Below are 25,071 nucleotides of genomic sequence, written 5' to 3'. Positions count from 1 at the left end.
TCGGCCGCGCTGGCCGGGGCGCTCCCGGGGAGCCCGTGGGAGCTGCGCGACGAGATCGCGTTCACCTCGTCGCTGCGCTGGTCGGGGCAGGTCACCGAGGACGGCGCCTGGGTGCTCGGCGCGCCCGACGCGCTGGCCCCGCAGCTGGAGACCGCGTTGCCCGCGGACGCGGTGACCGCCCGCACCGGGCGCGGCCTGCGCGTGCTGCTGTTCGCCCGCGCCGCCGACCCGGGTGCCGGGTTGCGGGCCGCCGACGGGCGCCCGTCGCTGCCCCGGCTGGAGCCGGTCGCACTGGTCGCGCTGGCCGACGAGCTGCGTCCCGAGGTCGTCGACAGCATCGCCCGGTTCCGGGAGAACGGGGTGCGGGTCGCGGTGCTGTCCGGGGACGATCCGCGCACGGTGGCCGCGCTCGCCGTGCAGGCCGGTCTCGAACCGGGCGAGCCCGTCGCCGGGCCGGAGCTCGACGACCTCGACGACGCCGGGCTGGAGCGCCTGGTCGCCCGCACGTCGGTGTTCGGCCGCGTCGCCCCCGAGCAGAAGGAGCGGATCGTCGCCGCGCTGCGCCGCCGCGGCAGCTATGTGGCGATGCTCGGCGACGGCGTGAACGACGCCCGCGCGTTGAAGGGCGCCCACGTGGGCGTCGCGATGCGCAGCGGATCGCCGGTCACCCGCGACGTCGCCGACATCGTGCTGGTCGACGACTCGTTCTCGGCACTGCTACCGGCCCGCGCCGAGGGCAGGCGGATCATCGACGGCATCGCGCTGTCGATGTACGTGTTCCTGTCCCGGGTCGCCACCCAGGGCCTGGTCATCCTCGCCGTCACCATGCTCGGGCTCGGCTTCCCCTACTCGCCGACCCAGGTCGGGCTGACCCTGCTGACGGTGGGGGTGCCGACGTTCTTCCTGACCATGTGGGCGAAACCCGACGAGCCGGACCCGAACCTGCTCGGCAGCCTGGGCCGGTTCGTCATCCCGGCCGCCGTCGTCACCGCCGGCATCGGCACCGTCGTCTACACCGCGCTCTACCAGCAGATCCTCAAGGGCTTCAGCAGTGGCCGGACGCCGGCCCAGGTGCTGGCGGAGTTCCAGAGCTACACCGGGCTCACCTACGGCGAGGACACCGGCTTCGCCGAGGCGGCCGCCACCATCGGCGCCCAGACCGGGCTGTCGACGTTCATCGGCCTCGCCTCGTTCGGGCTCATCCTGTTCCTGCGGCCACCGCACCGGTTCCTGGCGGCCTGGACCCGCCCGGTCACCGACCGGCGCCCGGCCTGGCTGGTGCTCGCGCTGACCGTCGTGTTCGCCGGGGTGCTGTTCACCCCGGCGCTGTCGTCGTACTTCGGGTTGACCGGGGCCGCGTGGCCGGTGTTCCTGGTGGTGCTCCCGGCGCTGGCGTCCTGGTTCGTGGTGCTGTGGGTGACCTACCGGTTCCGGCTGATGGACCGGGTGCTGGGGATCGACCGGCTCCCCGGGCGGCGCTGACCGGAGCCGGCCCGGCGCGGTCCGGGCGACCGCGGCCGAGAGCCGTGCGCGCGGCGACCGGCCCCGGCCGGCGGCCGGCTCAGCCGTCGGTGCCCGGGCGTGCCTTCCCGGCCGCTCCGGCGGTGTCCCCGTCGTCCGGTTCCCCGGCCGAGCCGCTCCGGTCCGCCGCGTCCCCGGCGAGCCCTTCGGCAGACCCGTCAGCAGCACCGTCGGCGGACTCACCGGCAGAGCCGTCGGCGGACTCACCGGCAGTCCCGTGGGCAGACACAGCAGCAGAGCCGAGCGCGGCGCGTCCGGCGGCCCCGACCGCAGCAGCACCGTCGGTGGACCCGGGGGTGTGCTCGGCCGTGTGCTCGGCGAAGCGCTGGTCGTGCCGGTCGATCTGCTCCCCCAGGTAGCGCAGCATCACGGCGGCGACGGCGGCGACCGGCACGGCGAGGAACGCCCCGGCGATGCCGCCGAGTGAGCCGCCCGCGGTCACCGCGAGCAGCACGACCGCGCCGTGCAGCTTGAGGCTCTGCCCCTGCAGGAAGGGCTGCAGCACGTTGCCCTCGACCTGCTGCACCACGATGATCAGGATCAGCACCAGCACCGCGGTGGTGAAGCCCTGGGTGACCAGGGCGATCAGCACGGCGAGCGCGCCGGCGACGAACGCACCGACGATCGGGATGAACCCGCCGAGGAAGGTCAGGATCGCCAGCGGCAGCGCCAGCGGCACGCTCAGCAGCACCAGCCCGATGCCGATGAACACGGCGTCGATCAGGCTGACCAGCGCCTGCACCCGGATGAACCCGCCGAGCACCGCCCACATCCGGGACAGCACCTCGGTCAGGTGCCCGCCCGCGGTGCGGCCGGTGATCGAGGTCAGCCAGGGCAGGAAGCGCGGGCCGTCCTTGACGAAGAAGAACGTCAGGACCAGCGCCAGCACGATCGCCAGCAGGCCGGACGCGATCGTCGAGACGCCGGTGAGCACGCCGCCGGCGATCGCGCTGGCGCTCTGCTGCAGCTGCGTGGTGACCTGGGCGACGAGATCGCCGATCTGGCCCTCGCCGAGGTTGAGCGGCGGCCCGGAGATCCACTCCTGGATCTGCGCCAGGCCGGCGATCACCCCGTCGACGATCTGCTGGGACTGCCCGACGACCGACGGCGCGATCGCGACGAACAGCCCGGTGATCGCGCCGATCCCGACCAGCAGCACGATGATCGACGCCAGCGCCGGCGGCACCTTGTGCCGGATCAGCCAGGCGGCCGGCGGGCGCAGCACCGTGGTGAGCAGGATGGCCAGCAGCACCGGCCAGGCGACCACCCAGAAGCTGCCGATCACGTAGCCGATGAGCACGAACCCGACCGCGATCAGCGCGAGCCGCAGGCTCCAGGCCGCCATCCAGGTCAGGCCGTTGCCGATCAGCGTCCCGCGGCTGGCGAAGGCGGTCACCGGGGCCGGGCTCAGCACCGATCCTCCCGCCGGGTCCCTGCGCGGGGAGAGCTGCCCCGTCCCCCGGACGGCCGGTTGCGACCGCGACTCCATCTTCCCCACCCCGTTCGTACCGGGCCCGGTCCTGCCGGGCGCTGTGCGGCGCAACCTTAACGGCGCCGGGACGCGTCCGCCGGAAGCGCGCCGGGACGGTCCGGACACACCACGGCCGCCCCCGGAGCGGGATCCGGGGACGGCCGGGACGTGCGGTGCTACCGCAGGGCCGCGTAGAGGGCGCCCTCGAAGTTCCCGTAGAGGGAGAGCGCGCCCTCCTCGATGAAGGGCAGCGAGTTGGTGTAGATCGAGGCGCAGACGCCGGTGCTGCGGTCGACCCAGAAGTGGGTGTTGAACAGCCCCGCCCAGGCCCCGGTGCCGGCCCGGCGGGCCCCCGGGACGTCGGCGGTGTTGAGCAGCAGCCCGTAGCCCCACTTGAACCCGGGGCCGGGCGCGAAGGTCGCGGTGATCGGTGGGTCGGCGGTCGGGATCTCGGCCGGGAAGTCGAGGTCGCCGATCTGGTTGGTGAACGCGGCGTCCACCGTCTCCTGGGACAGGATCCGCTCACCGTCCAGCTCGCCGCCGCGCAGCAGGGCGCGCTCGAACCGGATGTAGTCGCGCGGGGTGGAGTAGAGGCCGTGGCCGCCCGCCCACCACTCCGGCTCCTGCGGGAGCAGCTCCCCCGCCGACGCCCAGCCGCCGCCCTCGGCCGGGACGTGCACGGTCACGGCGTTGGCCTTGCGGCCGTCGTCGAGCAGGAACATCGTGTCGTTCATCCCGAGCGGGCCGGTGACACCCTCCTTGACCAGCACGTCCAGGCCCTTGCCGGTGACCTTCTCGACGACCCGGCCGAGCCAGTCGGTGTTGATGCCGTACTCGAAGGTGGTGCCCGGGTCGGCGAGCAGCGGGGCGCCGAACGCCCCGGCGCCGCCGAGCACGTTGGGCGTCCCGGTGACCTGCTCGAAGCGCGCGAGCTTCTCGTTGAAGAACCAGTAGCCCAGGCCGCTGGTGTGGGTGATGAGGTTCTTCACCGTCGCCCGGGCCCCGGCCGGCCGCAGCTTCGGGGTGTCGCCGTCGACGCTCTCCAGCACCTGCAGGTCGGCGAACTCGGGCAGGTAGGTGTCGACCGGGGCGTCGAGCTCCAGCGCGCCCCGCTCCACCTGCTGCAGCGCCACCGTGGTGGCGATGATCTTGGTCATCGACATGATCCGGAACTGGGTTCCGGTGTCGACGTCGCCGGGTTCGCCGACCGTCCGAGGGCCGGCGCCGCCCTCGTAGATGATCCCGTCCCGGTCGGCCGCGATCGCGGCCACGTGCGGCACCGCGCCGTCCTGCACGGCGGTCTGCAGCAGCTGGTCGATCGCGCTTCCGTCGATCTTGTTCGCCATCCGGTCCTCCACGACCCTCGCAGTGACGTCGAGCCCTCGATGTGACGTGAGCCACGGGCCTTCCCGGCGCCATCCTGTCGGATCCGGTCGCGGCCCGACCCCCTCCAACGGGTGGGCCGGTCGCCGCCGAACGCCGTGGCAGGAATTGGTGGACCGCTGTCCTTCCTGCCTCTGTCCGCCCCCGCGGGCCGGGCGGATCCTGGTCATCGGCGGGTTTGCACCACGCACCGCCGCAGGAAGAACCGTACGGAGGTAGTCCTGTGTGGATCCAGATCCTGATGCTCGCGACCGTCGTCGTCGGCTCCGCCGCGACCTTCCGCGAGGTGCTGCGCGGCAGGCCGCGCCGGCTCCGGACCCGGCACGCCTACGACACCCGGTCACCGTCGCTCTGAGGACGGCGCGGGCCCGCCAGCGCACGGGCCCGCGCCGGATCGACGGCGGTGTGCCAGGTCCCGTCCGGATGGTCGACCACCAGCGGACCGAGGTTGCACGGCCCGAGGCAGCCGCACGGGGTGACCTGCGTCGAGCTGCCCCGCGCCGCGTCGCTGAGCGCCCGGTGCGTGGCACCGGCGCCGTGCACCAGGCAGCGCGGCCCGCGGCAGACGAGCAGGTGCCGGTCCGGCACGTCGAGCACCGACCACGCCGGGCTGGCGAACCCGGCGGCCGAGGCGGTGACCGGGTCCCCGTCGTCCTGCGCCAGCTCGGCGACGGCGTCCGCGGCGAACCCGGTCAGGCCCGGCGCGATCCGCACGTCCGGGCCGGCTCCCGGCGGGCCGGACCCCGCCCGCCAGTGCGCGACGGCCCGGCCGATCCAGGTCGTCAGGTAGCGGTCGGCGGGCACCGCGAGCGGCACCAGCAGCACCGCGGGCACCCGCTCGGCGGTGAGCGCGTCGAGCACCACCGGCACCGAGGGGTCCTCCTGGTCCAGGTGCGCCACCCGGACCGGGCCGGGCACCCGCCCGGCGACCGCGGCGGCCAGCCGGGCCAGCGACCGGCCGTCCACCCCGGACGGGGTCGGCCGGGCCACCAGGACCAGGGCGCGTTCCGACGTCTCAGGCATCCGTCTCCTCCGCTGTGCCGTCCCGCATCACCAGGGTCCGGTCGGCGTAACCGGCGAGCCGCTCCCGGTCGTGGCTGACGACGACGACCGCGGTCCCGGACGCGGCGAGCGACCGGAGCAGCGCGGTGATCGCGTCGGCGGTCGCGACGTCCAGGCTGGCGGTGGGTTCGTCGGCCACCAGGAGCGCGGGCCGGGCGGCGAGCGCCCGGGCGATCGCGACCCGCTGCGCCTGGCCGACCGACAGCGTCGCCGGTCGCCGGTCCGGGTCGATCCCGGCCAGCCCGACCCGGTCCAGCATCCCGGCCGCGATCGCCCGGGCGGCGGCGCCGCGGGGACGTTCCCCGCGGGCCCGCAGCGGCTCGGTCAGGGTCCGCCACAGCGGCCACCGCCGGTCCAGCGACGCGACCGGGTCCTGGAACACCGGCATCACGTGCCCGGGCCCGGCACCCGGGATCTCGACGGTGCCCGCGTCGGGGCGTTCCATCCCGGCCAGCAGCCGGGCCAGGGTCGACTTCCCGGAACCGGACCGGCCGACGACGGCGAGCACCTCACCGGCCCGCACGGTCACCGACACGTCGTGCACCGCGGTCACCGGGCCGTAGCGGCGGGTCAGCCCGGTGCCCCGCACGACGACCGCGCCGTCCGGTCTCCCCCGCGCCGACGACCGGTCCACCGGTCCGGTCGTCGCCGGGCCGGCCGACAGCAGCCGGTCGGCCGGTCCGCGCTCGGCCACCCGGCCGTCGTCGAGCACCAGGACGTGACCGGCGTGCCGGGCCACCAGCGCCAGGTCGTGGCTGACCAGCAGCAGCGCCCCGCTGCACCGGCGCACCAGGTTGAGCACGTCGTCGGCGAGCTCGGCATCCAGTGCGCTGGTCGGCTCGTCGGCCAGCGTCAGCGGCGGACCGTGCGCGGTCCCGGCGACGATCGTGGCGCGCTGCAGCATCCCGCCGGACCAGGTGTGCGGGTGCCGGGCGGCGCAGCGGGCGGCGTCGTCGATGCCGACCCCGGCCAGATCGGCGGCCACCCGGCCGGGCGGCGGCACCATCCGGTGCGACCGCCACGCCGAGGTCACGTGATGGCCGACCGTCCGCAGCGGGTCGCAGGCCGCGAACGGGTCCTGCGGGACGTAGCCGATGGTCCGCCCGCGCAGCCGGCGCAGCTCCGGTTCGGGCAGCCCGAGGATCTCCCGCCCGTCGACGCGCACGCTGCCGGTGACGACCGCGCCCGGGGGCAGCAGGCCGAGGATCGTGCGGACCAGCGTCGTCTTGCCGCAGCCGGACCGCCCGACCACGGCCCACCGGCCGCCCGGCGGGATGTCCAGGTCGACGTCGTGCAGGGCGGGCCGGGCCGGGTCACAGCCCGGGTACACCACGGTGAGCCCGCGGACCGAGAGCGCGCTCACGGGCGTCGCTCCGGATCGGTGACGTCGCGCAGCGCGTCGCCGACCAGCGTCGCGGCGGCGACGGCGAGCACCAGCCCGGCGCCCGGACCGATCAGCTGCCACGGCGCCGCGGCGAAGGTCTCCCGGCCGGCGGCGAGCATGGTGCCCCACTCCGCGGTCGGCGGCTGGGCGCCCAGCCCGAGGAACGACAGCGCACCCAGCGCCAGCACCGCCTCGCCCAGTCCCAGGGTGGCGGCCACCGACACCTGCACCGCCACCCCCGGCACGACGTGGGTGAGCACGGCGCGGACCGGGCCGATCCCGGCCATCCGGGCGGCGACCACGTCCGGCCGGGAGGCCGCTCCCCGGGCCACGCTGCGCGCGATCCGGGCCAGGTGGGCCCAGCTGGTGAGCGCCATCGCGAGCACCAGGTTCAGGTGGCCGGGGCCGAGGATGCCGACCACGGCCAGGGTCAGGACCAGCGTCGGCAGCCCGAGCAGCACGTCGGTGATCCGGGTGGCGACGGCGTCCACGATCCCGCCGACGGCCCCGGCGACGGTGCCGACGACCAGCCCGATCACCCCGGACAGCGCCATCACCAGCGCCGCGGCGCCGAGCGAGCTGCGCGCGCCCGCGACCGTGCGGGCGAGCAGGTCGCGGCCGGCCTGGTCGGTGCCGAGCAGGTGCTCCGGTCCCGGCGGGGCGAGCTGGCGGGTGTAGTCGGGCACGTCCGGATCGGGCAGCAACCACGGCCCGGCGACGGCGGCGGCCACCAGCAGCACCGCGAAGGCGAGGCCGACCCGGGCGGCGGGCCGGGCGAGCAGCGCCCGGCCGAGCCCGCGCCCGACCGCCCGGACCGGCGGCTCGGCGACCGGTGTGAGGATCCCCGCGCCGGTCACCGCGGGCTCCGCAGGCGCGGGTCGATCCCGGCGCACAGCAGGTCGATCAGCAGGCTCGCCAGGACGTAGGCGACCACCGCGACCAGGGTGAACCCGACGATCACCGGCATGTCGCGGCCGTTGATCGCCTCGACCGTGAAGCGCCCCACCCCGGGCCAGGTGAACACGCTCTCGACGATCGCGGCGCCGCCGATCAGCGACGCGGTGCCGAGCCCGACCATGGTGAGGAACGGGGCGATCGCGTTCGGCAGCTGGTGCACCAGCAGCCGCCGGACCGGGCCCGCGCCGCGGGCGGCGGCGACCCGCAGGTGCGTCGCCGAGCCGGCCTCCAGCAGGCTGGTGCGCAGGACCCGGGACCAGATGGCGACCGAGCCGAGCGCGAGCACCAGCGCGGGCAGGAACACGGTCGCCAAGGTGCCGTCGGCGATCACCCGGCCGAGACCGGCCCGGACCACCAGGACGTCGATCAGCACCACGCCGAGCACGAAGCTCGGCACCACCAGCGCGCCGAGCGCGATCCCGCGGGCCAGGGTGTCCGGCCACCGGCCGGCGCCGAGTGCGGCGACCGTGCCGAGCAGCAGCGCCGCCCCGACGGCCAGGCCGAGCGCGGCCACGGTCAGCCGCAGTGTCGCGGGGAGCCGGTCGGCGAACTCGGTGCTCACCGGCCGGCCGGTCCGCCACGAGACGCCGAGGTCGCCGCGGACGGCGTCGCCCGCCCAGCGCCCGAACCGGACCGGCAGCGGCTCGTCGAGCCGCAGCTCGGCGCGTACCGCGGCGACCGCGGCCGGGGTCGGTTCGGTGATCCCGCGCGCCTGCAGCACCCGCTGCGCCGGGTCGCCGGGGGTGACGGCGAGCATCCCGAAGACGAGCGCGCCTGCGGCGGCCAGGGTGAGCACTGCCTGGCCGACCCGGTTGAGGACGGCGAGCACGGTCAGCCGGTCGGTGCCGTGTCGTGGGAGACCCAGAGGTTGGAGCCCTCGATCTCGTAGCCCTGCCAGGCCGGTCCGGTGACGACGGCCGGCTTGCGCAGCCCGATGTAGGCGAGGTGGCCGCGCTCGGCGATCCGCCACTGGATCTGTCGCAGCAGGTCGTCGCGAGCGGTCGTGTCCAGCTCGACGGCGAGCCGGTCGATCAGGGCGTCCAGCTCGGGATCGGAGATGCCGGCGTGGTTGCGCTCCCCGCCGGTGCTCACGTAGCGGACCAGCGGGTAGACGTGGTCACCGCCGTAGGACATGAACCCGTTGCCCGCGACGGCCGCGTTCCAGTCCGCGGGCTGCTGCATCGCCGCGTCGAGATCCGGGACCTGGCGGATGTCGACGCCGACGCCCAGCTCGGCGAGCTGCGCCTGGAACGCCAGCGCGATGGTGTCCGAGTCGGGCTGCTGCGGGTAGGTGAGCACGGAGAACCGCAGCTCCTGCCCGTCCCGGGTGCGCGGGCCCTCGCCGTCCCGGACCCAGCCGGCCTCGTCGAGCAGGGCCGCGGCGGCTGCGACGTCGGTCGTCTGGGTCTTCTCGGCCCACGGCCGGGAGTCCACGTAGAGGCCGGTGGCGGGCAGATAGAGCCCGTTCATGACGTCGTTCGCGATGGCGTCGTAGTCGACCGCGGAGTAGACGGCGCGGCGGGCACGGTCGTCGTCGAACGGGGCCCGGTGCTGGTTGAGCACCAGCTGGAAGGTCGGACCGGTCGGCTCGCCGGTCACGTAGAAGATGTCGTCGCGCGCCTCCAGCGTCGGCGCCGACGACGTCGACGGGTACAGCGCGATGTCCGCCTCCCCGGACTGGACCGCCTGGATCCGGGCAGAGGCCTCCGGCACGAACCGCACGGTCACCGCGCTGAGCGCGGGGGCGCCCCGCCAGTGATCGGCTCGCGGCGACAGCTGCGCGGCGGACCCGTCGAGGGAGTCGACCACGTACGGCCCGGTGTAGATGCCCGCACCGACCAGGTCGGACGCCGGTGCCCCGGACTCGCGGTGCGCCCGGTAGGCCGCGACGTCGTACACCGGCAGGATCGACTCGTCGGCGAGCAGCGCCGGGACGCTGGGAGCGGGCTGCGTGGTGGTCAGGGTGACCTCGAGCGGTCCGGTGGCGGCCGCGGTCGCGCCGGGGAGCGCGGCGGCCAGCGGCGCGTTCTCGGCGAGTTGGAAGGTGACCAGGTCGGCCAGCGCGGCGCCGTCGAGCACCGTCCCGTTCACGAACGACGCCCCCTCGGGGAGGGTCAGCCGCCACGTCGTCGGTCCGGTCGAGGTCAGGTCGGTCAGCACCCAGGGGGTCGGCTCGCCCGCCCGGTCCGGGCGCATCAGCAGCTCGACGTAGCCGAACTCCGGGCCCCAGAAGCCGTTCTCCAGCGGATCGAGGTCGTCGATCGCGAAGCCGGTGGCGAAGGTGACGGTGTTCGGCGGGTCGCCGCCGGCCTCGCCGCCGCCGGTGGTCTGCATGCATCCCGCGGTGAGCAGGACCGCGGCCGCGGCGGCGGCCAGCCGGGTCAGGGCACGTATGCGGGTCACGGGGTCCTCCTGCGCTGCGTCGGGCTGGCCGCGCACCGGACGAACCGGATGATCGCGACCGATCAGAGAGAGTCATACCCCACACTTGAACAACTGGGCATATTTAGTGATGTTCGCCGCGCGGGAACCGGGACTCCCCCGCCGCACCCCTCCCATCGCCGAGATGCAGCTCAGCGGGCCGTGAAGATCAACATCGCGCGCTGAGCGGCATCTCGGCGCGGCGTCGGAGCCGGCCAGGTCGGAGCGAGTCGGCCGGTCCGGCCGCCGCGGCACGGCTCGGCACGACCCGGGACTCGTCCGGCCGGGGCTCGGCCGGGGCGGGCTCAGGCCGCGAGCTCTGCGATCCGGGCGGCGACGTCGGCGAGGTGCCCGCTCATCCCGTCCAGGTCGTCCGCGGCCGCCCCGAGCAGCCCCGCATCCCCCAGCGAGGCCCCGGCGACGCAGTTCCGGGCCGCGTCGGCACCGGCGTCCAGCCCCGCATCCCAGGACGCCTGGGCGCGCGGGTCCGGGATCGGCGGGTAGGCGCGGGCCGTGGCGACGTCGTCGCGCAGGTCGCGGCACGCGTCCCGCATGGTCGCGAGATCGGCCGCCCGGGTGATCGCGGCGAGATCCTCGGTGATGCGGGTGACCCGGACCTGCCCGCCGCCGTCGCGCCACTCGGTGATCGCCGCGCTCGCCGCCGCGGCGGGCCCGGCGGCCGGTCCGGCCCGGTCCGCGGCCACGACCACCCCGGTGAACACGGCGAGCAGGCCGGCGATCGCGGCGACCAGCCCGGCGCCGACGAGTCGCGGCGACCGCCGGCGGGGCAGCAGTGCGTCCGGGAACCCGGGGAGCCGTCCGTCGGGGCCCGGGCCCGCGGCGGGCTCGACCGGCGCCGCCGGGCGCGTCCCGGTCGCGGCGTGTCGCGGGCGGTACGACGGTCCGTGCTGTTCCACGACGCACCCCCTCCCGGTCGCCTCCGATGCCGGTTCATCGCGCTCCGACCAGCAGCGTTAGCCCCGCGGACCGGAGTTCATCAGTCCTGGTGACCCCGGTCACCCGTCCGGGGTGACCGGCTGGACCGGTCAATTCGCAACATCTGTTTCATCCTGAATGTACGTTTGGGAGGTAGCGTCGCGCCGGCGACCGTCGTGACACGACCCCGGAGCGATCAATGCAGATCACCGAACGACCGACGTCCCACCACTGGAGACTGCTGGCCGCAGGAGCCGCAGCTGCACTGGCCCTCACCGCCTGCGCGGGCGCCCCCGCCGATGACGCCGCCGCACCACCGGACGGAACCACCGCCGGCGACGCCGCCCCGCTCACCGTCTACTCCGGACGTTCGGAGAGCCGGGTCCAGGAGCTCCTCGACCAGTTCGAGGCCGAGTCCGGCATCCCGCTCGACATCCGGTACGGCGACACCGCCGAGCTCGTCGCCCAGGTCCTGGAGGAGGGCGAGGCGAGCCCGGCCGACGTGTTCTTCGCCCAGGACGCCGGGGCGCTCGGCGCACTGTCCGAGGCCGGCCGGCTGGTCCCCCTCGACGACGAGGTGTACGACGGCGTCGTCGACGGCTACGTCGCCGCCGACGGCTCCTGGACCGCCACCTCCGCGCGCGCCCGGGTGATCGCCTACGACTCGCAGGACCTCACCCCCGACGAGCTGCCGCAGAGCCTCGACGACCTGCTCGACCCGCGCTGGGCGGGCCAGATCGGCTTCCCGCCGGGCAACTCGTCGTGGAACACCTTCGTCACCGCGGTCCGCCTGGACAGGGGCGACGACGGTGCGCGGCAGTGGCTCGCGGACTTCGACGCGCAGAACCCGGAGCGGTTCAACAACAACCACGGCGTGATCGACGGGATCGAGAACGGCCAGATCCAGATCGGGCTCGTCAACCACTATTACATCTACTCCAAGATGGAGGAGCTCGGCGAGGAGAACCTGCGCACCCGCAACCACCACGTCGGCGGTGATCCGCTCGGCCTGGTCAACGTCGCCGGAGCGGGCGTGATGGACACCGCCGACGATCCGGCCCGCGCCCAGGAGCTGGTCGCGTTCCTGACCTCCGAGGTCGCCCAGCAGTACTTCGTCGACACCTCCGGTGAGTACGCGGTCCGGTCCGGGATCACCTCCACGGTCTACGACATGCCCGACATCACCGAGCTGGAGCAGCCCGACATCGACCTGGCGGATCTCCGGACGTTGGAGGAGACCCTGGAGATGCTGCAAGAAGCCGGCATGAGCTGATCGTGCTCCGCAGCGCCGTCCGACGGCGGTCCGGCGGGGCGGCACCGGCGCTGGTCGCCGGTGCCGCACTGGCCGGGCTGCTGATGCTCACCCCACTGGTCTATCTCGCGATCCGGTCGTTCGAACGCGGACCGGACTACGTGGTGAACGTGCTGACCCGGCCGCGGACCGGGCAGCTGTTCGCGAACACGGTGGTGCTGACCGTGAGCGCGACGCTGGTCTGCATGGTCGTCGGGACCGTTGCGGCCTGGCTGGTGGTGCGCACCGACCTGCCCGGACGCCGGGTGTGGGGGGTGCTGTTCGCGCTGCCGCTGGCCGTGCCGTCCTACGTCGCCGGATTCGGCTGGATCTCCGGCTTCCCCGGGATCGTCGGCTTCGGCGGGACGCTGCTGGTGCTCAGCTCGGTCAGCTTCCCCTACGTCTTCCTCGCCGTGTCGGCCACGCTCTCCCGGGGCGACGCCGGCATGGAGGAGGCTGCCCGGTCGCTCGGCCTGGGCCCGGTGCGGGTCCTGCTGACCGTCACGCTGCGCCGGGTGTGGCCGGCCGTCCTGGCCGGGGCGCTGCTGGTCGCACTCTCGGTGATCAGCGACTTCGGGGTGCCGTCGCTGATGCGTTTCGACACCTTCACCCTCGGCATCTTCACCCGCTACCGGTCCACCTTCGACCCGACGCCGGCCGCGGTGCTCGGGCTGGCGCTGGTCGCGCTGGCGATCGTGGTGACGATCGCCGAGGCCCGGGTGCGCGGCCGGTCCACCGAACGGGTCGGGCGCGGCGCGGGCCGCCGGGCCGGGCCGACCCCGCTGGGCCGGTGGACGCCGGCCGGGCTGCTGGTCGTGCTCGTCGTCATCGGGATCTCGCTCGGCGTCCCGGCCTACAGCCTCACCGTCTGGACGATCGCCGGCGCGTCGGCCGGCATCGACCTCCCGCACCTCGCCGCGACCGCGCTGGACACCTTCCGGGTCGCCGGGCTCGGTGCGCTGCTCACCGTCGCGCTGGCGCTGCCGGTCGGGGTGCTCGCCGCCCGGCACCGGGGGCGGCTGGTGCGGGCCCTGGAGAACCTCACCTATCTCGGGTTCGCGCTGCCCGGCGTCACCGTCGGGCTGGCGCTGGTCTACCTGGGCATCCGGGTCTTCCCGCAGCTCTACCAGCAGCTGCCGATGCTGATCGCCGGCTACGCGGTGCTGTTCCTGCCGCTGGCCGTCGGCATCGTGCGGACCGCGGTGTCCGACGCCCCGGTGCGGCTGGAGGAGGCGTCCCGGTCGCTGGGCCGCGGCCGGCTGCAGACCCTGGCCAGGGTCACCGTGCCCCTGGCGGCGCCCGGGATCGTGGCCGCGGCGGCGCTGGTGTTCGTGTCGGTCGCCCGCGAGCTGCCCGCCACGCTGATGCTCCGGCCGACCGGCACCGAGACCCTGGCGATGGCGATCTGGTCGCGGACCGGGGCGAGCCAGTTCGCCGCGGCCGCCCCGTACGCGGTGCTGCTGGTGCTGCTGGCCGCGATTCCGACGCTCGTGCTCGACCGGGTGCTCCGGCGCAGAGGAGGGGACTGATGGACGAGGAGCCCGCACTGGTGCTGGACGGCGTCCACGCCGGACATCCGGGAACCCCGGTGCTGTCCGGCGTGGACCTGGCCGTGCCGGCCGGGACGCTCACTGCCGTGCTCGGCGGTTCCGGCTGCGGCAAGACGACGCTGCTGCGCACGGTCGCCGGGTTCCATCCGGCCGAGCGGGGCAGCATCCGGCTCCGCGGCCGGCTGGTCGCCGGGGACGGCGTGGCCGTCGCCCCGGAGCGCCGCCGGGTCGGCCTGGTCTCCCAGGAGGGCGCGCTGTTCGGCCATCTCGACGTCGCGGCGAACGTCGGGTTCGGGCTGGACCGCCGGGCCCGCCGCGGCGACCGGATCGGCGAGGTGCTGGAGCTCGTCGGGCTCGCGGGGTACGGCGACCGGATGCCGGCCGAGCTGTCCGGCGGCCAGCAGCAGCGGGTGGCGCTGGCCCGGGCGCTGGCGCCCGCCCCGGCGCTGGTCCTGCTCGACGAGCCGTTCGTCGCGCTGGACGCCGGGCTGCGCGCGGAGGTGCGCGGTCAGGTCCGCGACGCGCTCACCGCCGCCGGTGCGACGGCGGTGCTGGTCACCCACGACCAGCAGGAGGCGCTGGGCACCGCCGATCTGGTCGCCGTCCTGCGCGGCGGGCGGGTGGTGCAGTGCGCGCCGCCGCGCACCCTCTACGACTCCCCCGCCGACGTCGGGGTGGGCAGCTTCGTCGGCGACGCCGTGGTGCTCGCCGCGGACGTGGCCGAGGGCGCTGCGGGCACCGTGCTCGGCCGCATCCCGGTCCCGGCGGGCACCGGGCCGGGCCGGTTGCTCCTGCGTCCCGAGCAGCTGCGGCTGCGGGCCCCGGACGGCGACCGCGAACCCACCGCCAAGGTCTCCGACGTCGTCTTCCACGGCCCGGACGCCACGGTGGTGCTCGATCTCGACGGCACCGGCCTGCTGGCGAGGGTCCCGGGCCGGTCGGACGTGCGGCCCGGCGACCGCGTGGTGGTCGAGGTCGCGGGCGAAGGGCGATTCTTCCCGGCCGGGCACGGCAGCGGTTGAGCCCCGGGCCGCCGTAGGATCGGCCCGGCCCCGGATCGGCCCGGATCGGTACAGACCGGCACAGCCCGTGCCCAGGACAGGACCACCATGCCCACGCCCGTCCCGCCGTACCTGGCGGTGGAGCAGACGACGCTGCCCCGCTATCCCGCGGCCGGCCGCTCCGCCGCCCCGCACCTGGTCGTCGCGGTGGGCACCGCGGTGCCGCCGCCGCTGCGTGCCGGTGACCGGCTGCGGGTGCTCGGGACCGCCGCGGACGCCGGCGGGCTGCTCGACACCGAGCTGCCCACGATGGTCACCGGCTGGCGGATCCTGGTCACCGGCACCGAGAGCGAGGTCCAGCAGGTCCGGGCGGCGGCGCTGGCCCGCGGCGCGCTGGACTCCGAACTGGACCTGCGGCCGACCGACGTGGACACCGACCCGCACGGGCCCCGGCCGCGCGCGATCCACTGCGGACACTGCCACCTGCGGTTCGCCGCGACCGCCGCGATCGGCGGCCCGGTGCGCTGCCCGGGATGCGCCCACCGGCTGGTCGTCGCGCACCACCACTCGCGCACGCACGCCGCGTTCCTCGGGAGCCCGGTGTGACGCTGGAGCTGCGGGTCGACGCGGTGACCGAGGCGTGCCCGGGGGTCCGCTCGGTCGCGTTCACCCGCGCCGACGGCGGGCCGCCGCCGTCCTACCCGCCGGGCAGTCACCTGGGCCTGGAGTGGGCGCCCGGGCGCTGGAACGCCTACTCGCTGACCGGCACGTCGATCACCCCGGACCGGTGGCACGTCTCGGTCGCGCTGCGCCGGGACGGCTCCGGCGGGTCCCGCCGGATGCACCGGCTGCGGCCCGGTGACCGGATGCGGGCGACGATGCCGCGCAGCGGGTTCGCCCCGGTCGACACGGCGCGCAGACACCTGCTCGTCGCGGGCGGGATCGGGGTGACACCGGTGCTGTCGCACGTCCGCTGGCACGCGTTCTGGGGCAACCCGTTCTCGGTGCTGTACGTGCACCGGACCGGTGCCGCGCCGCACCTGGACGAGCTGCGGGAGCTCTGCGGGGACCGGCTGACCACCGTCACCGGGCGCGCGGCGGCGGCCGGGCGGATCCTCCGGCTGGTGACGACGGCGCCGTTCGGCAGCCACCTGTACAGCTGCGGCCCGCCCGGCCTGACGGCGGCCGTCGGGGCGGCCGCCCGGGACGCGCACTGGGTGGACGCCCGGGTGCACAGCGAGGACTTCGAGCGGCGGACCGAGCCGGGGCGGCCGTTCCGCGCGGTGCTGCGGCGCAGCGGGCGGACCGTCGAGGTCGGGGCCGCCGAGTCGCTGCTCGACGCGGTGCACCGGATCGGGGTCGCCGCGCCCAGCCTGTGCCGCAACGGCGTCTGCGGCGAGTGCCTGACCCCGGTCCGCCACGGCGCCGTCGAGCACCGGGACGCCGTGCACGCCGGGCTGGACGGCCGGATCGCGCTCTGCGTGTCCCGGGCCGCCGGCCCGGCCCTGGAGCTGGACCTGTGACCGCCTACCCGGACGACCTGGCGTCCTACCCGTTCCCGTTGCCGCACAGCACCTACCGGATCAGCGCGAACGTCGAGCCGGCCGGTGTCGCCCGGCCGACCGAGGCCGGCTCGTGGGGCGGGACGGTCCTGCACGTCCCCGGCTCCGCCGACGGCTACGAGACGGTCGCGGCGCAGCGGGCCGCGATCCTGGACCGGGAACCGGCCCGGTTCGTCGCCGCCGGGCACAGCCGGGCCGCCTGCTGGGACGCGCTGCTCCACCTCACCGGAAGGCTCGCCGCCGAGCAGCCGGACACCTGCTCACTGGTCCGCGACGGCGACCGGTACCGCTTCCGCAACACCCGGCTCGGCGTCGATCAGGAGTTCGTGTTCGGCGACGGGTCGACGCTGCCCGAGCATCCGCTGCGGTTCGCCTCCCGGCAGCTCACCGAGGACGTCGTCGTGCTCGGCGCCCGCGAGGGACGGCTCTGGCTCGACGCCGGCGCGGTCGCCGCCGCGTCGGTCTGGTCGGTCGGGTTCGACGCCGGGATGAGCTTCCGCGAGCTGCACGGCCCGGTGCCCGGGAACGGTCCCGGCGGGGTGTTCGAGCGGGCCGAGGGGTTCCTGCTGCGGATGGCGCCGGGCGAGGTCTACCGGCGGCTCAACTGGGGGCTGCAGCCCGACGACCGGCTCGACCTGTCGCTGGACGCGGCGCCGTCCTGGGCACCGGCCCGCCGTCCGCTGCGGGTCACCGACCCGGGCCGGGAGATCCACCTGCGGACCGAGGTGCAGCACCTGGTCCGGCTCCCGCTGACCGGCTCGGTGCTGTTCCTGATCGGGATCCGGCTGCTCGCGCTGGACCGGCTCGAACGGGTACCGGCGTGGCGCGACCGGCTGGTGTCGGTGCTGCAGACGCTGCCGCCCGAGGTGGCCGACTACAAGGATCTCGGCCCGCTGGCCGCGCTCACCCTGGCGTACCTGCGGCGCTGACCCGGGCCGGCAGGACGACGACCGGGCAGGGTGCGAACGCGACCAGCGACCGGCTCGTCGAGCCGAGCTGCATCCCGACCGGCGGCGTGGCGCCGTACGGGCCGACCACCACCGCCCTGGCAGTCGCGGCGACGTCGAGCAGCGCCCGCAGTGCGGTGCCCTCGACGATCCGGGTGTGCACGTCCGGCACCAGGTCGCGGGCGGTGGTGGCCGCGGCCTCGAGCGCCGCGTGCGCCGCACCGGCGACCGTCTCCCGGTCGGCCTGCACCCGGTGCAGCCGGGTGCCCGCCCGGGCGACGACGTCCGACCAGGAGTGCACCAGGGTCAGCGGGGCCGCCCAGGCGGCGGCCAGCGCGGCGGCCTCGGCGACGACGGCCTCGTCGTGGTCGCACTCGCCGCCGCCGACGCCGGCGACGACCCCCTCGGCCCCCGGCTCGGCGTCCCGCACGATCGTCACCGGGACCGGTGCGCTGCGCGCCACCCGGTCGGCGAACCGGCCGGCGAGCATCGCGCCGGTCGCCCCGGCACCGTGGCTGCCCGCGACGAGCATCCGGGCCGGCCCGGTCGCCGCCAGTACCGCGTCGGCGATCCCGTCGGTGCCCGCGCCGGGCGGTGCGGGCAGCAGCTGCAGCCCGGCACCGGTCTCCCCGGCCAGCCGCTCCAGGTCCGCAGGCGCGTCCGGCCCGGCGGTGACGTGCAGCAGGCGGACCTGCATCCGCCACACCTCTGCCAGGTCACGCGCCCAGTGGGCGGCCTGGACCGCGCCCGGTGAACCGTCGACCGCCACCGCGATCTCGGTCCCGGTCGCCTCCCCGGTCGCCTCCGTCATGCGGCCTCCTCGGTCTTTCGCGCGTGCGTAGGGGCTACGACCCTGGCACATCCGGGGCCGGGCGCGCCGGATCCGGCACCGAACGGGTCGGCGGGTCGCCCACCGGTACCGGCCGGGACGACTCGGCGGCGGCGAGCCCGCGGTCGATCGCGTCCAGCGCGGCGTTCTCCAGGGCGCCGCCGCCGGCGTGCCGGGCCAGCCGGTCGGCGAGGCCGGCGGGCAGGCCGAGGCGCAGCCGGACCGGCTCCCCGGCCCCGGTCCCGCCACCGACCTGGGCCGGTGCCGTGGCCGGGTCAGGGGCCCCGCCGTCGGGTGCCGGGCGCGGGCGCAGCACCGCGGCGAGCACCGGCAGCGCGATGGTGCCGAGCGCGTCGACGATCCCGGCGACCCCCAGCCACCGCCAGTACCCGTCGTCGCCGCTGCCCGGGATCGCGCCGTCGGTGAGCACCGGGAGCAGGATCATCGTCGCGACCACCGCGATCGCGGCGAGCGTCGCCGCCAGCCCGGCCCGGATCACCCGGTGCCGGTTGCCGGCGAGCAGCAGGAGCAGGTTGGCGTGCGCCAGGCTCACCGCGAGCACGCTGAGCACGACGAACGACTTGAACAGGCCCTCCTCGGGCCCGGTCGCCGACGCCCAGTCCCGCCAGATCAGCGCCAGCGCGCAGATCGCGGCCCCGGCGCCGGCGACGATCCCGGCGAAACCGACCACCCGCACGGCGCGGGTGACGACGGCGAGATGGCACAGCGCCGTCGTGCCGAACGCGGCGACCACCAGCGTGGTCAGCACGATCCGGAACTGCAGCTCGCCGAAGTCCCCGCCGAGCAGCGCGACGATGCCCAGCAGCGAGGCGACGAGCAGCGCCCCGACCACCGCGACGATCATCGCGCGGCGCACCCCGCGCACGGTCCCGGCGGAGGTCACGGACTCGGCTCGGCTCATGCGCCGCAACCTAGCCCCCCGGCGCGCGCCGCCACCTGCGTAGCACTACGGGCCGGCGGGATCAGACGCCGCGCTCCACCGGCAGCCGGCCGGCCGCGACGGCGGCGGTGACCGCCTCGAAGTCGGCCTCGGCGACGTCGGCGTACCCGGCGGCCCACCCGGCCGTCGCCACTGCGAACCGCTCGGACCGGCCGAGGTAGCCGGCGATCACCCGGCCGCCCGGGGACTGCCCGTGCGCGCGGGCGAGCAGCGCCCCGCAGAGCGCGCCGTAGGCGCGGAACTCCACCGGGGACAGCGCGGCCGGGTCGATCGAGCCCTTCATGTCGCGGAACTGGCGCCAGTAGTAGTCGACCCGCGGCCGGTCGTCGGACTCCCCCGCCCAGCCGGTGATCCAGCCGAGGAACGGGTCCGAGGTGGCCTGCAGGATGCGCTGCCCGGCGACCACCCGGTGGCCCTCGACGTGGTCGGCGGCGCCCTCGTAGCCGGGGATCACCGCCGGCCGGCCGCCGTGGCTGGTCAGCACCGACGCCTGCGCCTCCTTGGCCTGCAGGAACAGCACCTCCCCGGCCGGCCCCTCCAGCGCGATCAGGTAGCAGCGGGTCCCGACGCTGCCGACACCGACCACCCGCAGCGCGAAGTCCACCGGCCGGAACTGGGCCAGCAGGAACGCGACGTCCTCGCGCAGCGTGGAGCGGTACTGGTCGAACAGCTCCGGGATGTCGTCGGCGGACGCGTGGTTCACGTGCTGCAGCACCGGCGGCTGGTCGTCGATCCGCAGCACGCCGTTCTCGGACTGCACGGTGAGCTTGCGCAGCACCTGCTCCGAGGTGCGGCCGCGGGCCTTGTCGGTGGCCTTGAGCCAGGTCCGGCGGCCCGCCTCGCCGAGCCGCTCGGCGACGTCGGAGGTGTCCACCCGGTAGAAGTAGCGCTCCACCGCGGACAGCTCGACGAACTGCCGCAGGACCCGGCGGTAGGAGTCGGCGGCGGCGACCACCGCGTCCGAGCAGGCGTCCTCGGACAGGCCGATGTCCCGGCCGCCGATGTGGACGCTCGCCGCGAGCCGGCGGACGTCCCACTCCCACGGCCCGACGCCGGCCTCGTCGAAGTCGTTGAGGTCGAACACGAGCTCGCGCTCCGGCGAGGCGTAGAACCCGAAGTTGGAGATGTGCGCGTCGCCGCACAGCACCACGTCGATCCCGGAGACCGGCGCGTCGCGCAGGTCCCGGGCCATCAGCGCGGCGCCGCCGCGGTAGAAGGCGAACGGCGACTGGAGCATCCGCCCGACCCGGACCGGGACGAGATCAGGGAGCCGGGAGGCATGCTGGCCCTCCAGCAGCCCGACCGGGTCGCGGTCGTCGGGCAGCACCAGACGCGCCTGGTCACGGCGCTTCAGGTTCGTCCTGGCCCGTTCGGCCCCGTCCCGCACGGTCGTCATCCGGTTCCTCCCCGAGGGTGTGACAGACGATCACGATAGCCACGGGGAGGACCGGTCCGATCAGGAGGCGGCGGGTGTGAACAGCACCTTCACCGCGTCGTCGGACTTCTCCTGGAACATCGCGTAGGCGTCGGGCGCCTGCTCCAGCGAGAGCCGGTGGGTGGCGAAGTCGTCGACGCCCAGCGGGTCGTCGTCGCCGAGCAGCGGAAGCAGCTCGGGCACCCAGCGCCACACGTTGGCCTGGCCCATCCGCAGCTGGATCTGCTTGTCGAACAGGGTGAGCATCGGCAGCGGGGTGGCGCTGCCGCCGTAGACGCCGGACAGCGACACGGTGCCGCCGCGGCGGACCAGGGAGATCGCCAGCTCCAGCGCCGTCGTCGGGTCGGCACCCATATTCTGCATCAGGGTCTGCCCGATGCCGGACGGCGCGACCGCGGCCAGCTTCTGGCCGGTGCTCGCCAGCGGCGAGCCGTGCGCCTCCATCCCGACGGCGTCGATGACGGCGTCGGCGCCGCGGCCGTGGGTCAGCCCCTGGACGGCCTCCCGCACCTCGTCGTCGCCGTTGCGCAGGTCGAGCGCGGTGGTGCCGCGGGCCTGCGCCCGGCGCAGCCGCTCCGGGACCAGGTCGACGCCGATCACCTGGGCCACGCCGAGCCGGCGCGCGATCCGGGTGCACATGTCGCCGATCGGCCCGAGGCCGAGCACGACGAGCGTGCCGTCCTGCGGCGTGTCCGCGTACTGCACGGCCTGGTAGGCGGTGGGCAGCACGTCGGACAGGTAGACGAAGCGGTCGTCCGCCGGGCCCTCCGGCACCGCGATCGGCAGCGAGTTGCCGAACGGGACGCGCAGGTACTCGGCCTGCCCGCCGGGCACCTGGCCGTAGAGCTTGGTGTAGCCGAACAGCGATGCCCCCATCCCCATCTCGCGGTTCTGGGTGGTCTCGCACTGCGACTGCAGTCCCTGCCCGCAGGTCCAGCAGTTCCCGCAGCTCACGTTGAACGGGACCACCACCCGGTCCCCGACCGACAGCGCGGTCACCGCGGACCCGGTCTCGGCGACGATCCCCATGGGTTCGTGACCGAGCACGTCACCGGGATCGAGGAAGGGACTGAGCACCTCGTAGAGGTGCAGGTCGGAGCCGCAGAGCCCGCTGCTGGTGATCCGGACGATCACGTCGTCGGGCTGCTCGATCACCGGGTCCGGGACGGTGTCCACCCGGACGTCGCGGTGGCCGTGCCAGGTCAGTGCGCGCATGTGTTCTCCTCGTTGTCGGCTGCCCGCCGCCTACCCGGGTCCGCCCGGTGAAAACCGCTGGTGCGCAACCGATCAGCGGGCGGTCGCGTGCAGTAGCCTGCCCTCGACGACGCCGTCGGTGATCAGCGCGCCGATCCGCCGGGACTGCTCCTGGGCGGCGGCGAACCGCGGGTCGTCGCCGTGGTCGCGGTCCAGGACGTTCTCGACCCGGTCGATCCGCTGCCGCCACGCCGCGGGGGCCGGCGGCAGCTCGGTCAGCGCCACCTCGGCGGTGCGGGCGAACCCGGCCGCCGCCAGCAGCTCGTGCACCGCGGTCCGGGCCGGGAACAGGTTCCCGTCCGGCGCGCCGGGCGGGCGCGGCCGGTCCGCGACGAACACCAGCAGGCCCAGCGATCCGCCAGGGCGCAGCACCCGGTGCGCCTCGGCGAGCACCGCGGCCTTGTCGCGCACCGTGCACAGCACGCCGAGGTTCCAGCAGGCCCGCGCCGACGCCGTCGCGAGCGGCAGCGCGTCGCCGCCGCCGACCACGGCGGGCAGGCCGAACATCGTCGCGGCCGCCCGGCACGCCGCCGGCATCGGGTCGATCACCACCGGGGCGGCACCGGTGGTCCGCCGGGCGTAGGCGGCCGGGCCGCCGGTGCCGCCGCCGACGTCGGCGAGCAGGTCGCCGGGGCGCAGCCCGCACCGCGCGGCCAGCCAGTCCAGCCCGGCCGGGCTGGCGCTGCCGCGGCAGGCGGCCGGCTCGGCATGGTCGTCGCCGAGCTCGGCGACCGCGTGGCCGGTCCAGCCGGCGACGGTGTCGAACTCGAGCTCCATGCGCTCCGGGACGGGATCGGCCATGCGTGCGGGCTACCCGGTGCCGGGCGGTCTACCCGCGGACCCGGTCCCGGATCCGGCGGGCGATCTCGGCCTTGATCCCGGTGGCGGCGGTGTCGTCGGCGGAGGTGCCGCGGCCGGACAGGTTCACCCCCGCGACGCCGTCCACCGCGAGCAGCGCGACGGCCTCGTCGACGGCCGCACCGATCCCGGCCTCCACCGGGTCCGGTGCGGCCAGCACCGCCCGCACCGTGGCCGGATCGAGCTCCAGGCCGGGGAACGCCTGCAGGGTCCGCGCACCGGCATCGTCGGTGAACACGGCGACCCCGGCCAGCACCGGCAGGGTCGCGCCGGCGCCGCGGGCCCGGTCGACGAACCGGGCCACCCGGGCCGGCGAGCCGGCGTGGTTGAGCACGGCGGCGCCGGCCCCGGCCCGCTGCTTCTCGGCGAGCCGGGCCGGCCGCAGGTCCACCGGCGGCGCCGCGGGCGCCTCCGGCACGACGGCGGCCAGCCCGGCCCCGGCGGCCAGCCCGGCCAGCCGGGTGCCGTCCAGGTCGAACACCTGGCTGACGTCCGGGCGCACGCCGGGGGCGCGGGCGTCGCCGGTCACGCAGAACACGGCGTCGGTGCCTGCGGCGGCCAGTCCGGCGAGGTCCTGCTCCAGGACGACCCGGTTGCGGTCCCGGCAGGTCAGCGTCACCCAGGGCCGTCCGCCGGCCTCCCGGACCAGCGCGGCGAGCAGCGTCGGCGGGAAGTCCGGGGCGTCGTGGTACTGCCCGATCAGCAGCGCGTCACAGCTGCCGGACAGGATCCGGGCGTGCCGGGCGAGCGCCGCGGCGTCGTAGGGCGGGGAGGTCAGGTCGGCGAGCACGACCGGGCCGTCCCCGGCCAGCGCCCGCGGGCGGGCGGACCGCACGGGCGGGTCCGGCCAGCGCACCACCGGGCCCGCGGTGAACGGGCAGGGACCGGTCCCGAGCTCGCAACCCAGGTCCGGCCGGACCCCGCCGCAGGGCCCGAAGCGCATCCGCTTCGGACAGTCACCGGACACCGGCGTCACCCCTTTCCGTGAAGGCCCCTTCGTGACCGGTGGTCGTGATCGCTGGTCGTGATCGCCGATCGTGACACCGGTGGCCCCGGGATGCGCGGGACCGTGCCCGGCGCCTACCGTGCCGCGCCGTGACCGAATCGTCCCGTCCCATCGTCCTCGGCCTCGTCGCCGATCCCGGCCTGCCCACCGAACTCGCCCACCGGCTCGCCCGCGAGCTGCCCGATCTGCTTGATCGCGACGCCGACGGCAGCTGGGAGGTCCGGGTCACCGATCACCGGATCGCGCTGGACCGGCACGGCGCGCTGCCGATGATCGAGATCGGCGAGCGGGCCCGGGAGCAGGACGGTCTCGACGCGGTCGTCCTGATCACCGACCTGCCGCGGCGGGCGGGCAGCGACCCGGTCGTCGCCGACGGCGCCACCGGCGCCCGGGTCGGGCTGGTGTCGCTGCCCGCGCTGGGCGCGTTCGACCAGTACCGGCGCTGCCGGGACACCGTGTTCCGGCTGGTCACCCGGCACCTGTTCCCGGCCCAGGGGCGGGAGCGGGTCGGCCAGGACTCCGACGCGGGCCGGGCGGGCCCGCTGACCCGGCTCGCACCGGCCGGCCGCGGCTCCCCCGGCGACACCACCGGCGGCGCGGGTAGCGAAGGCGTCGAGGACCAGGTCGACGTCCGGCTCTCCCTCACCGGCCTGCGCGGCCGGGTCCGGCTGCTCGCCGGGATGGTCCGGGCGAACCGGCCGTGGCGGCTGGTGCCCAGCCTCTCGCCGGCCATCGCGGCGGCGGCCGCGGGAGCCGCGTTCGGCATCTTCTACTCGAACATCTGGGAGCTGGCGAGCGCGCTGAGCGTCGGCAGGCAGGCCACGATCATGCTGGTCGCGCTGACCGGCATGACCACCTGGCTGATCCTGGACAACGGACTGTGGGAGTCCCGGCGCAGCCGGTCGCTGCGCGAGGAGATGCTGCTGTCGAACCTGTCGACGGTGCTGACGGTCGCGTTCGGCGTGCTCACCATGTACGTGCTCCTGTTCGGGATCACGCTGACCGCGGCGGTGCTGGTGATCCCGCCGGACTATCTCGGCACGAACATCATGCGCGAGGCCGGGATCGGCGACTACCTGATGATCGCCGTGCTGTCGGCGTCGATGGGAACCATCGCCGGTGCGCTGGGATCGGGCTTCGCCGACGAGGGCGCCGTCCGGCAGGCCGCGTACAGCCGCCGCGAGCAGGAGCGGCGGGCCCGGCTCGACCGGGAGGACGAGTCCGGGTCCGGCCGCTGAGGGA

General features: G+C 75.5%; 23 protein-coding genes. 9 read left to right on the top strand and 14 right to left on the bottom strand.

Going from position 1 to position 25,071, the window contains the following annotated elements; translation table 11 throughout:
• Window positions 1–1,482, top strand: a 1,482-nt coding sequence (locus ABZ881_RS25925; protein WP_358488205.1) for an HAD-IC family P-type ATPase, incomplete at its 5' end; no start/stop codon positions are given.
• A 79-nt stretch (window positions 1,483–1,561) separates the two neighbouring features.
• On the opposite strand, the gene ABZ881_RS25920 is transcribed toward ABZ881_RS25925, so the two are convergent.
• Complete coding sequence (locus ABZ881_RS25920; protein WP_358488204.1) at window positions 1,562–2,935, bottom strand: AI-2E family transporter; 1,374 nt, start codon at window positions 2,933–2,935, stop codon at window positions 1,562–1,564.
• A 233-nt stretch (window positions 2,936–3,168) separates the two neighbouring features.
• Window positions 3,169–4,338, bottom strand: a complete 1,170-nt coding sequence (locus tag ABZ881_RS25915) for a serine hydrolase domain-containing protein (RefSeq protein WP_358488203.1) — start codon at window positions 4,336–4,338, stop codon at window positions 3,169–3,171.
• Between the two features lie 260 nt (window positions 4,339–4,598).
• Here ABZ881_RS25915 and ABZ881_RS25910 point away from each other — a divergent pair, with 260 nt between their 5' ends.
• Window positions 4,599–4,730: a hypothetical protein gene (locus ABZ881_RS25910; protein ID WP_358488202.1), complete on the top strand. Its 132-nt coding sequence runs from the start codon at window positions 4,599–4,601 to the stop codon at window positions 4,728–4,730.
• Here the strand turns inward: ABZ881_RS25910 and ABZ881_RS25905 are convergent.
• From ABZ881_RS25905 to ABZ881_RS25880, 6 genes are all read right to left on the bottom strand, one after another.
• Entirely contained in the window at window positions 4,703–5,398 is a 696-nt protein-coding gene (locus ABZ881_RS25905; protein ID WP_358488201.1) for a (2Fe-2S) ferredoxin domain-containing protein, read from the bottom strand. The two genes, ABZ881_RS25910 and ABZ881_RS25905, sit on opposite strands and share 28 nt — an antisense overlap.
• Window positions 5,391–6,800 carry an ATP-binding cassette domain-containing protein gene (locus ABZ881_RS25900; protein ID WP_358488200.1) on the bottom strand — a complete coding sequence of 470 codons (1,410 nt, stop codon included), beginning with the start codon at window positions 6,798–6,800 and terminating at the stop codon, window positions 5,391–5,393. Before ABZ881_RS25900 ends, ABZ881_RS25905 begins: the two co-directional genes overlap by 8 nt.
• Entirely contained in the window at window positions 6,797–7,678 is an 882-nt protein-coding gene (locus ABZ881_RS25895) for an ABC transporter permease (protein ID WP_358488199.1), read from the bottom strand. The genes ABZ881_RS25900 and ABZ881_RS25895 overlap by 4 nt, the downstream gene beginning before the upstream one ends.
• Window positions 7,675–8,607, bottom strand: a complete 933-nt coding sequence (locus ABZ881_RS25890; protein WP_358488198.1) for an ABC transporter permease — start codon at window positions 8,605–8,607, stop codon at window positions 7,675–7,677. The genes ABZ881_RS25895 and ABZ881_RS25890 overlap by 4 nt, the downstream gene beginning before the upstream one ends.
• A gap of 2 nt (window positions 8,608–8,609) precedes the next feature.
• Window positions 8,610–10,181, bottom strand: a complete 1,572-nt coding sequence (locus tag ABZ881_RS25885) for an ABC transporter substrate-binding protein (RefSeq protein WP_358488197.1) — start codon at window positions 10,179–10,181, stop codon at window positions 8,610–8,612.
• Between the two features lie 323 nt (window positions 10,182–10,504).
• Window positions 10,505–11,116, bottom strand: coding sequence for a hypothetical protein (locus ABZ881_RS25880; protein WP_358488196.1), 612 nt, complete (start codon window positions 11,114–11,116; stop codon window positions 10,505–10,507).
• A gap of 218 nt (window positions 11,117–11,334) precedes the next feature.
• Between ABZ881_RS25880 and ABZ881_RS25875 the strand changes: the two genes are divergently transcribed.
• The 6 genes from ABZ881_RS25875 to ABZ881_RS25850 all read left to right on the top strand — a co-directional run bounded on the left by ABZ881_RS25875 (window position 11,335) and on the right by ABZ881_RS25850 (window position 17,468).
• Complete coding sequence (locus ABZ881_RS25875) at window positions 11,335–12,408, top strand: extracellular solute-binding protein (RefSeq protein WP_344017550.1); 1,074 nt, start codon at window positions 11,335–11,337, stop codon at window positions 12,406–12,408.
• A 2-nt stretch (window positions 12,409–12,410) separates the two neighbouring features.
• Window positions 12,411–13,955 (top strand): iron ABC transporter permease, encoded by a 1,545-nt coding sequence (locus tag ABZ881_RS25870; protein ID WP_358488195.1) that lies wholly within the window; start codon window positions 12,411–12,413, stop codon window positions 13,953–13,955.
• A complete protein-coding gene (locus tag ABZ881_RS25865; RefSeq protein WP_358488194.1) occupies window positions 13,955–14,998 on the top strand; it encodes an ABC transporter ATP-binding protein in 1,044 nt (347 codons plus the stop codon). Before ABZ881_RS25870 ends, ABZ881_RS25865 begins: the two co-directional genes overlap by 1 nt.
• Window positions 14,999–15,085: 87 nt before the next feature.
• The gene (locus ABZ881_RS25860; protein WP_358488193.1) at window positions 15,086–15,583 is read left to right on the top strand and encodes a dimethylamine monooxygenase subunit DmmA family protein; all 498 of its coding nucleotides are present in this window, start codon (window positions 15,086–15,088) and stop codon (window positions 15,581–15,583) included.
• The gene (locus ABZ881_RS25855) at window positions 15,580–16,500 is read left to right on the top strand and encodes a PDR/VanB family oxidoreductase (RefSeq protein WP_358488192.1); all 921 of its coding nucleotides are present in this window, start codon (window positions 15,580–15,582) and stop codon (window positions 16,498–16,500) included. Before ABZ881_RS25860 ends, ABZ881_RS25855 begins: the two co-directional genes overlap by 4 nt.
• Window positions 16,497–17,468 (top strand): heme-dependent oxidative N-demethylase subunit alpha family protein, encoded by a 972-nt coding sequence (locus tag ABZ881_RS25850; RefSeq protein WP_358488191.1) that lies wholly within the window; start codon window positions 16,497–16,499, stop codon window positions 17,466–17,468. The genes ABZ881_RS25855 and ABZ881_RS25850 overlap by 4 nt, the downstream gene beginning before the upstream one ends.
• On the opposite strand, the gene ABZ881_RS25845 is transcribed toward ABZ881_RS25850, so the two are convergent.
• The 6 genes from ABZ881_RS25845 to ABZ881_RS25820 all read right to left on the bottom strand — a co-directional run bounded on the left by ABZ881_RS25845 (window position 17,443) and on the right by ABZ881_RS25820 (window position 23,790).
• Entirely contained in the window at window positions 17,443–18,297 is an 855-nt protein-coding gene (locus ABZ881_RS25845) for a universal stress protein (protein ID WP_358488190.1), read from the bottom strand. The two genes, ABZ881_RS25850 and ABZ881_RS25845, sit on opposite strands and share 26 nt — an antisense overlap.
• Window positions 18,298–18,331: 34 nt before the next feature.
• A complete protein-coding gene (locus ABZ881_RS25840) occupies window positions 18,332–19,237 on the bottom strand; it encodes a hypothetical protein (RefSeq protein ID WP_358488189.1) in 906 nt (301 codons plus the stop codon).
• 61 nt (window positions 19,238–19,298) lie between these two features.
• The gene (locus ABZ881_RS25835; protein ID WP_358488188.1) at window positions 19,299–20,672 is read right to left on the bottom strand and encodes a DUF2252 domain-containing protein; all 1,374 of its coding nucleotides are present in this window, start codon (window positions 20,670–20,672) and stop codon (window positions 19,299–19,301) included.
• A 60-nt stretch (window positions 20,673–20,732) separates the two neighbouring features.
• On the bottom strand, window positions 20,733–21,926 hold the full coding sequence (locus ABZ881_RS25830; RefSeq protein WP_358488187.1) for an alcohol dehydrogenase catalytic domain-containing protein: 1,194 nt from the start codon (window positions 21,924–21,926) through the stop codon (window positions 20,733–20,735).
• A 72-nt stretch (window positions 21,927–21,998) separates the two neighbouring features.
• A complete protein-coding gene (locus tag ABZ881_RS25825; protein ID WP_358488186.1) occupies window positions 21,999–22,766 on the bottom strand; it encodes a class I SAM-dependent methyltransferase in 768 nt (255 codons plus the stop codon).
• A 28-nt stretch (window positions 22,767–22,794) separates the two neighbouring features.
• A complete protein-coding gene (locus ABZ881_RS25820; RefSeq protein WP_358488185.1) occupies window positions 22,795–23,790 on the bottom strand; it encodes a methylenetetrahydrofolate reductase in 996 nt (331 codons plus the stop codon).
• 128 nt (window positions 23,791–23,918) lie between these two features.
• Here ABZ881_RS25820 and ABZ881_RS25815 point away from each other — a divergent pair, with 128 nt between their 5' ends.
• A complete protein-coding gene (locus tag ABZ881_RS25815; protein ID WP_358488184.1) occupies window positions 23,919–25,067 on the top strand; it encodes a hypothetical protein in 1,149 nt (382 codons plus the stop codon).
• The last annotated feature ends 4 nt before the right edge of the window (window positions 25,068–25,071 follow it).

Source organism: Pseudonocardia sp. NPDC046786, assembly GCF_040645415.1.
In the GTDB taxonomy this organism is placed as follows: Bacteria; Actinomycetota; Actinomycetes; order Mycobacteriales; family Pseudonocardiaceae; genus Pseudonocardia; species Pseudonocardia kongjuensis.
This window is presented reverse-complemented; position numbering and strand designations above follow the sequence as displayed.